The sequence below is a fragment of the Pseudomonas sp. GXM4 genome, from assembly GCF_008923895.1.
GTDB classification, from domain to species: domain Bacteria; phylum Pseudomonadota; class Gammaproteobacteria; order Pseudomonadales; family Pseudomonadaceae; genus Aquipseudomonas; species Aquipseudomonas atacamensis.
The window spans coordinates 1-7,848 of the sequence record NZ_WBRZ01000253.1 but is presented as its reverse complement, the minus strand read 5'-3'; the positions used below and the strand labels follow the sequence as shown (position 1 = coordinate 7,848).

The following is a 7,848-nucleotide window of genomic DNA, read 5'->3' as shown; positions in this document are numbered from 1 at the left end:
AGATCGTTCAGGTCGGTGAACCTCTGAAGTATCCCCATTCGGCTCCCTCTCCCTCCGGGAGAGGGCTGGGGTGAGGGGCTTTTGATCCACGCAAATCAAGCCGGGGTCAAACACTCCGGCCCATTCAACTTCGGATCATTCACCAGATTCGCCAACACCCGCTCGCGCAGCGCCGCCGGTTCACTGGCGAGCAAACCCTGCAAGACATGCATCGGCGTTTCAGGATCAAGCCAGGCAGCCTGCCCCGCTTCATCAAGAATCAACGGCCGGCGCTGACTCGCCGCCGACTGAGTAATCACCGCCGTACTCAGCCAGACCTGTTCCTGCACCGGATACGCTTCCCAGATCGCCGCGAAAAACAACGACGAGCCCTCCCCCGGCGTCAACCAGTAAGGGCGCTTGCGCTGGGTGCCGCGCCATTCGTAAAAGCCGTTGGCCGGCAGCAGGCAGCGACGCAAGCGCAAGGCCTCACGAAACATCGGCTGTTCTGCAACAGTTTCGGCGCGGGCATGGGCCGGGGTCTTCGACAGATCGGTCAGCCACGGCGGCGTCAGGCCCCAGCGCGCACGGGCCAGCGTGCGCTGGCCGTCTTCTTCGGCACGCAGCATCAACACCGAATCATTCGGGGAAATGTTCCACTGCGCCTGCTGATCGGCGGGAAAACCTGGCAGGGCCGCGAACTCGCGGTTCCAGCGAAACAGGGCATAACGTCCACACATGGGGCAACATAACTCTGAATAAAACCAGCGCCAGCCTAACAGACCAGCGTCCCGGGGAAGCTCTCCGGTTCGTCGCCGTGTAGCGGCAGCGCGGCATTGTACAAGTTGATCAGCTCGCGGGCGTATTCGGCCTGATCGTTATCCACCGACAGCCCGAGCAGGCCGAAGATCGGCAGTTCACCCGTACCGCCCACCAGATCACAGCCGATCAGGTGCGCCTCGATTCCTTCGTTGGCGAGCATGCCCTTGAGCATCTCGCCTTCCATCAGGTTCGCCGGTTCGTAGATGCGCTGCATACGCGGCCCTCACTCGTTTTCGCTGAAGACTTCCAGATGCCACTCTTCTTCATGTACCTGCAGGACAAAGGTGATCGGACGACAGCACACCTGGCAGTCTTCGATATACGTCTGATCCCCAGCGGACAAATCCAGAGTGGTCTCCACTTCCTCACCGCAATACGGACATTCATACAGTGCATTTTCCAGCATCGCGGTCTCCCCAGTGACTTGTGCGTATAATCGCCGGTCTATTTGCAGGGCTATTTTTGTCTGGCTAATTTTCAGACCGTGCCCCGCGGGTTTTCGATCTAACCCTTTACTTACCCTAGCCGTTTCCAACAAGAGAGCATGATGGGCGAATTCGATGCCATCCGACCTTACGACGACAGCGAAGTACCTGCGGTACTGGCAAGGCTGCTCGGCGACAAGGCGTTTCTAGATATCCTCACCCACTTCCGCTTCCCGCGTTTTGCCGGTGCCTTCGGCTGGATGCTCAAACCTCTTATAGCCCATCGGCTGCGTCGTGAGTTTGCCGACGTGAATTCCGTGGCTACCTTACAGGACAAAGTCGAGTTCTACGTCGACCACACCATCGAGCGCGCCACCGACGGCGTGACGTATACCGGTGTCGAGCAGTTCAAGTCCGGCAGCGCCTACCTGTTCATCGCCAACCACCGCGATATCGTCATGGACCCGGCCTTCGTCAACTACGCCGTGTACCACGCCGGCCTGCCGACACCGCGCATCGCGATTGGCGACAACCTGCTGCAAAAGCCGTTTGTCAGCGACCTGATGCGCTTGAACAAGAGCTTCATCGTCCACCGTTCGATCACCGGCCGTCGCGAGAAAATGGCTGCGTATCAATTGCTGTCGGCGTATATCAATCACTCGATCCGCAACGATTGCGCCTCGATCTGGATTGCTCAGGCTGAAGGTCGGGCGAAGGACGGCGACGACCGTACCGAGTCGGCGATCCTCAAGATGTTCCACATGAGCCGCAAGGACGAGCCGTTCGGCGAAGTGATCCGCTCACTCAACGTGACGCCGGTGTCGATCAGCTATGAGTACGACCCGTGCGATCAGGCCAAAGCCCGCGAGCTGTACATCCGCGCCACTACCGGCACCTACGCCAAAGCGCCGGGCGAGGATGACGTGAGCATCGCCAAGGGCATCACCGGCTACAAGGGCCGGGTCCACGTGAATTTTGCCGCGCCGATCACCGAGGTGTTTGAAGACACCAAGCAATTGGCGATCGAAATGGACAAGCAGATTCTCGGCGGCTACCGGTTGTTCCCGGTGCATTATCTGGCGTACGCGCAGTGGGCGGATGCCGATCCGCAACTGAATGTGCCAACGGCGGCCGAGGTGTTCCCGGCTGACGAACTGGCCAAGGCGCAGGATGAGTGGCAAAGCCGTCTGGACGCCTGCCCCGCCGAGCATCGCCCGTATCTGGTGCTGCAATATGCGACACCGGTGCGCAATCAGTATCGGGTCAAGGCTGGGTTGCCGCTGTAGGCAAAAGCGGTGGCGAGGGGATTTATCCCCGCTGGACTGCGCAGCAGGCGCTGTTTTTCTCAGGTAAAAAACTTGGGAGCGCTGTGCACTCCAACGGGGATAAATCCCCTCGCCACAGGTTTGCTACTGCTTCAGAAGCGGGTGCTGATCCAGGACACCAGCAACGCCAGACCGAGGCAAGCAAAACCAAAACGATAGAAAAACCGGTTCATGCGCAACGTCGCCCAATCGAGCATCGGCTCGGCATTCGGCTGCGCCTGGCGCTGGGCGGCGAGGCTGGCCTGCGCGCGTTGCTCACGGCGGCGGGTCGCGTGCAGCAGCCAGCTGCCCGGAAAGGCCAGCAGCAAGGCCAGCAGGTTGATCAACTTGGCGGGATGGGCGGTAAACAGCGTCATCAAGTGCAGCGACATCACAGACCTCGAACTTAACCGGTGTGGCAGACGCCAGACCGACGACCGCGGCGCGAATTCTACCCAAACCCTGCCGCCCTGCCCCAGCCTTTGCGACAAATAACCTGACAATCGACCGATGGCTGCCCTGTGTCATGGCATCGTCACGTGGATGCTTCACCCTGCGCGCCTCGAAACCCGAATGGAATGCGACATGCTGCACGCGGAAAACCAGGATCGTCTGTACCTCATCACCCCTTACGACGACCAGCAAAGCCTGGTCGGCAGCCTCGCCTTCAACGTGCAGGACCGGCACTGGCTGGTGTATTGCGCGCTGGGCGGGCATCAGCATGCGGACTTGCCCGAGACCGATTTGCTGACTGGCGTGAGCGTGCTTGATTTCTATTCCCAGGCTGCCTGAACGTCAAAAGCACCCTCACCCTAGCCCTCTCCCAGAGGGAGAGGGGACTGACCGAGGTGTTTGCGGTAGATGCGCCGACATGAGATACCGCGCCGAATTCAGGTTTTGAAGCACACGCGATCGGCTCCCTCTCCCTCGGGAGAGGGCTGGGGTGAGGGGAATCGATTTCCCATACGACACAAATCTCAGATCCACAAAAAAGCCCGGAACCATCACTGGCCCCGGGCTTTTTCACGTTCGCTGCAAACTTACTCAGCGAGCACCTGACCCACGGTCGGGTCCTTGAACAGACGCGTCAGTGCGTCACTCAATACATCGCTGACCAGTTTGGTATTGGTCTCCTGATTCGGCGCCATGCCGAAGCGCTGGTCCAGCGACGCACCGTAACGGCCGCTGTAACGGCGGTTGGCGTTCTGCACGTCGGAGCGGAAGGTCGCGCCGATGGTGGCTTCGGTCACGTACATGCCTTCTTTTGGCGACTGGTATTTCAGCTCGGCCAGGGTCACGGTCAGTTGCGGCGCGTTGGGTGCGTTAGTGGTCGGGGTGAAGCCGAGCAGACGCACGGCGGCTTCGGCCTGGGCCTGCAGCTTGGGCAGGATCTGCTCGCGCTGTACGGTGATGGCGCTGGTTTCCGGGTACAGACCGCCACGGGTGCCGAGGGTTGGCGACGGACGACCGTCGACCACACGCACGATGACAGGCTGGCCGCGACCGACCGCTGGCAGTTGCGTGGTCAGCTTCGGCTCCGGATTCAGTTGTTGCGGGCTGTGGGCGCAGCCGGCGAGGGTCAAACCGGCGACAGTGATCAAACCGAACAACAGGCGTTGCAACATGCTCTTCTCTCCAGAATCAGGCACAAACAGGCCGGCAGTATAGCGGTGGGCCACTGCACGTAACCAGCGTCGCACAGTGAATACTGCAATGTCAGACAAACCCCGCCGAAAGCGGTTCCTGTCACACATTCTTCACCGTCCATACACCCTGGCGTCATGGCTTGCCGACAAGCTTCAAAGCAGTCCTCCTTCAAGGAACTCTGCCATGCGTTATCTGATCTCGCTGTTCGCCCCACGCCCGCTGCATCGCAGCTTCGCCCTGCTCGACCGCAACGGCCGTTGCCAGGCTTTCAAGCAGTGCAGCCTGCAACCGATGGGCGACGGCTGGGTGGAAATCGAAGAAATCCGCCTGACCTGGCTGAACCAGCCGCTGCCCGCCAGCGCCCGGGTGGTACCGCGACAAATGCGCGCACGGGGTCAGGTGCAGTTGAGCATCTGACCGGATGCCTAATAAAAGTCATTAAACACGAGCAACTGCGCGCATTTCTTCGCTACAATCTCCCCCCGATTATAAGGACGTCTCCTGATCGGGCCCCGCAACAGCGTCAATGCGCATGCATCGACATCAAAATCGCCCACAGAGAGCCGCCCACACAGATCGAGTGAAGTTGGCGCGCTTGCCTGTTCTTCCGGCAAAAACCCGCTTTTCGCGAATCTGCAGAGCTGTCATTCGCTCGGCCACCGCGTTGTTTTGCCCTAGCGGGCAGGTGCCAGGCCAAGGCAGCCCTTTTTTGAGGTTCACGTCTTCAAAAGAGCGTGAAAAAAACGGGTTTTCACAACTTCACAAGAGTGTGGCGAGCAAATGAATAGTTTTGCGTCTGAACATGCACCATTAGCGTCTGAAACAGCCCAACGACACAGGACCGGGTATACCTCGAACATCGGAGCCTGAAGCCTGTCCGCTACGGATTTGGTTGCACGAAAACGGATGACTCGACCATAAGTCGAATTGCCAGCCCTGCGTGAAAATGCGTTCATGGAACGCTTGAAACCAGGCCGCACGCATCCGTCGAAGTTGCGAAAAATTGCGAAGATTCGGACATGGCCCACCTGACCACGGATAGCCCGGGCCCACTGACCTGCCCTGGAACGCCTGGCAGCCATGCCGACAATTTGGTGCTGCAGATTTGGGAGACGCGTTAAATGGCGCATAACGAAGCAGTCGACGTAGTTCTGGTAGGGGCCGGCATCATGAGTGCCACCCTGGCCGTACTGCTCAAAGAGCTCGACCCCGCGATCAAGCTGGAAGTCGTCGAGCTGATGGATTCCGGCGCCGCCGAGAGTTCCAATCCGTGGAACAACGCCGGTACCGGTCACGCCGGCCTGTGCGAGCTGAACTACACCCCGCAGGCTGCCGATGGCAGTGTCGACATCAAGAAAGCCGTGCACATCAACACCCAGTTCGAGGTGTCGAAGCAGTTCTGGTCGTACCTGACCAAAAAAGGCACGTTCGGCTCGTGCAAATCCTTCATCAGCCCGGTTCCGCACCTGAGTTTCGTTCAGGGCGAAAGCGGTGTGTCGTTCCTCAAGGAGCGCTTCAATGTCCTGAGCAAGCACCACGCGTTTGCCGACATGGAGTACACCGAAGACAAAGGCAAGATGGCCGAGTGGATGCCGCTGATGATGCCGGGCCGCTCGCCGGATGAAGTCCTCGCCGCCACCCGCGTGATGAACGGCACCGACGTCAACTTCGGCGCCCTGACCAATCAGTTGCTCAAGCACCTGAGCAGCGCCCCGGACACTCAGGTCAAATACTGCAAGCGCGTGACCGGCCTCAAGCGTAACGGCGCCGGCTGGACCGTCAGCATCAAGGACGTCAACAACGGCAACACCCGCGAAGTCGACGCAAAGTTTGTCTTCCTCGGTGCCGGTGGTGCGGCCCTGCCGTTGCTGCAGGCTTCGGGCATCGAAGAAAGCAAAGGCTTCGGCGGCTTCCCGATCAGTGGCCAGTGGCTGCGTTGCGATAACCCGGAAGTGGTCAAGCACCACCAGGCCAAGGTCTACAGCCAGGCAGCCGTGGGTTCGCCACCGATGTCGGTGCCGCACCTCGACACTCGCGTCGTCGACGGCAAGAAATCCCTGCTGTTCGGGCCATACGCCGGTTTCACCACCAAGTTCCTCAAGCATGGTTCCTTCATGGACCTGCCGATGTCGGTGCGCGCCGGCAACATCGGGCCGATGCTGGCGGTGGCGAAAAACAACATGGACCTGACCAAGTACCTGGTCAGCGAAGTGATGCAATCGATGGAACAGCGTCTGGAATCCCTGCGACGTTTCTACCCGCAGGCGAAAGCCGAAGACTGGCGCCTGGAAGTGGCCGGCCAACGGGTGCAGATCATCAAGAAGGACCCGAAAAAGGGCGGCATCCTGCAGTTCGGTACCGAACTGGTCGCGGCGAAGGACGGCTCCCTCGCTGCCCTGCTCGGCGCTTCGCCAGGTGCGTCGGTGACCGTTTCGATCATGCTCGAGCTGATCGAAAAATGCTTCCCGGCCAAGGCGTCCGGCGAGTGGGCCACCAAACTGGCGGAAATCTTCCCGGCCCGTGAAAAGGTTCTGGAAACCGATGCTGCGCTGTATCGCAAGATCAACACGCAGAACAACATCGCCCTGGAACTGGTTGAAGAAAGCAGCGAGACACCAAGCTTCGCTTGATCTTGCGGCATAAAAAAACGCCCCATTGGGGCGTTTTTTTGGCCTGTCAAAAGCAAAAGATCTCGTCTTTTGACCTTAACCGCGAGCCTTGTCGATCAACTCGATGTACTCGGCGGCATTACGCTGATCCTTGATGTGATCAACAAAGGTCTGGCCCTCTTCATCCTTGCCATCAACGTCATAACCCGCCGCAACGAAGAAGCCCAGAAAGCGCTCGAAGTCATCGATGCGCAAACCGCGATAGGCCTTGATCAGTTTGTGCAGCGACGGCGAAGTGGCGTCGACCGGCTCAAAATCGAGGAACAGCTTGATCTGCTCATCGCCGATCTCGTCACCAATCACTTGTTTCTTATCTTTACGCATTGCCGACTCCAGCTCGCAGACATGACACGGGGCGGGCAGTTTACCCCTGCCCGACCGCCCGGCTCAACGCGGACGAATCGCCCCGGTGTGCAAATCGGCCCAGATATGGCCATTGGCATAACTGAGGAACTGCACATACACCGTGTCATTACGCAGCAGATCCATCACCACGCGGTATTGAGCGAGCGGATAGAACAGCGTCAGGGTTTTGCTTTTGTCATCGTAGGCCGGCTTTTTCAGGCTTTTGCTCTCGCCGTCGAAACTCACCAGCACCTGAGAAATGCTCGCGCCCTTGTTCAGCGATTTGCCTTTGAGGCGGATCAACAAGGATGAGGTGACCGGAATCGGCTGCTGATTGGACTGGCGCTGCGCACCGACCACCACCGAATACTCGCTGACTTGCAGCAGTTGCTGCTGCTCGGGTTCAGCGTCGCGCAGGGTCAGATCGTCCGGCGGCAGGAACTGGCTGTGCATCGGCGCGGCGGACAGCGGCAGGCTGAGAGACAGCAACAGGGCGGCGAGACTGCAGATCAAGAGGCGCATGACAGGCTCCGGGGGGCGGGGCCGAGCACTCTAGCATGGCTGTCGCGCAAGGATCAGCACACACAAAAACAACTGTGGGAGCGAGCCTGCTCGCGAAAGCGGTGTGTCAGTTTTCAATGATGCTGACTGACACGA

Annotated in this window: 11 protein-coding genes; 4 read left to right on the top strand and 7 right to left on the bottom strand. The window is 59.4% G+C overall.

What is annotated here, in order from left to right:
* Positions 1-95: 95 nt before the first annotated feature.
* From F8N49_RS22755 to F8N49_RS22745, 3 genes are read right to left on the bottom strand one after another with little or no spacing between them, the layout of a single operon-like run.
* Complete coding sequence (locus F8N49_RS22755) at positions 96-719, bottom strand: SOS response-associated peptidase (RefSeq protein WP_071173563.1); 624 nt, start codon at positions 717-719, stop codon at positions 96-98.
* Positions 720-754: 35 nt separating this feature from the next.
* Positions 755-1,015: a putative signal transducing protein gene (locus tag F8N49_RS22750; RefSeq protein ID WP_041479982.1), complete on the bottom strand. Its 261-nt coding sequence runs from the start codon at positions 1,013-1,015 to the stop codon at positions 755-757.
* A gap of 9 nt (positions 1,016-1,024) precedes the next feature.
* Positions 1,025-1,207 (bottom strand): CPXCG motif-containing cysteine-rich protein, encoded by a 183-nt coding sequence (locus F8N49_RS22745; RefSeq protein WP_016773238.1) that lies wholly within the window; start codon positions 1,205-1,207, stop codon positions 1,025-1,027.
* Between the two features lie 138 nt (positions 1,208-1,345).
* Here F8N49_RS22745 and F8N49_RS22740 point away from each other — a divergent pair, with 138 nt between their 5' ends.
* Positions 1,346-2,512 carry a 1-acyl-sn-glycerol-3-phosphate acyltransferase gene (locus F8N49_RS22740; RefSeq protein ID WP_041479984.1) on the top strand — a complete coding sequence of 389 codons (1,167 nt, stop codon included), beginning with the start codon at positions 1,346-1,348 and terminating at the stop codon, positions 2,510-2,512.
* Between the two features lie 131 nt (positions 2,513-2,643).
* On the opposite strand, the gene F8N49_RS22735 is transcribed toward F8N49_RS22740, so the two are convergent.
* Complete coding sequence (locus F8N49_RS22735) at positions 2,644-2,922, bottom strand: hypothetical protein (protein ID WP_064362140.1); 279 nt, start codon at positions 2,920-2,922, stop codon at positions 2,644-2,646.
* Between the two features lie 193 nt (positions 2,923-3,115).
* Here F8N49_RS22735 and F8N49_RS22730 point away from each other — a divergent pair, with 193 nt between their 5' ends.
* On the top strand, positions 3,116-3,322 hold the full coding sequence (locus F8N49_RS22730; protein ID WP_016770662.1) for a hypothetical protein: 207 nt from the start codon (positions 3,116-3,118) through the stop codon (positions 3,320-3,322).
* Between the two features lie 248 nt (positions 3,323-3,570).
* On the opposite strand, the gene F8N49_RS22725 is transcribed toward F8N49_RS22730, so the two are convergent.
* Positions 3,571-4,155 carry a YajG family lipoprotein gene (locus F8N49_RS22725; protein WP_024014276.1) on the bottom strand — a complete coding sequence of 195 codons (585 nt, stop codon included), beginning with the start codon at positions 4,153-4,155 and terminating at the stop codon, positions 3,571-3,573.
* 205 nt (positions 4,156-4,360) lie between these two features.
* On the opposite strand from F8N49_RS22725, the gene F8N49_RS22720 reads away from it, so the two are divergent.
* A complete protein-coding gene (locus F8N49_RS22720) occupies positions 4,361-4,594 on the top strand; it encodes a hypothetical protein (RefSeq protein WP_016773235.1) in 234 nt (77 codons plus the stop codon).
* Between the two features lie 704 nt (positions 4,595-5,298).
* A complete protein-coding gene (gene mqo, locus F8N49_RS22715; protein WP_056790254.1) occupies positions 5,299-6,807 on the top strand; it encodes a malate dehydrogenase (quinone) in 1,509 nt (502 codons plus the stop codon).
* A 75-nt stretch (positions 6,808-6,882) separates the two neighbouring features.
* On the opposite strand, the gene F8N49_RS22710 is transcribed toward mqo, so the two are convergent.
* Both F8N49_RS22710 and F8N49_RS22705 read right to left on the bottom strand, forming a co-directional pair.
* Positions 6,883-7,170 carry a PA4642 family protein gene (locus tag F8N49_RS22710; RefSeq protein ID WP_071173566.1) on the bottom strand — a complete coding sequence of 96 codons (288 nt, stop codon included), beginning with the start codon at positions 7,168-7,170 and terminating at the stop codon, positions 6,883-6,885.
* Positions 7,171-7,233: 63 nt separating this feature from the next.
* Entirely contained in the window at positions 7,234-7,713 is a 480-nt protein-coding gene (locus tag F8N49_RS22705; RefSeq protein WP_016773232.1) for a hypothetical protein, read from the bottom strand.
* Positions 7,714-7,848: the final 135 nt, after the last annotated feature.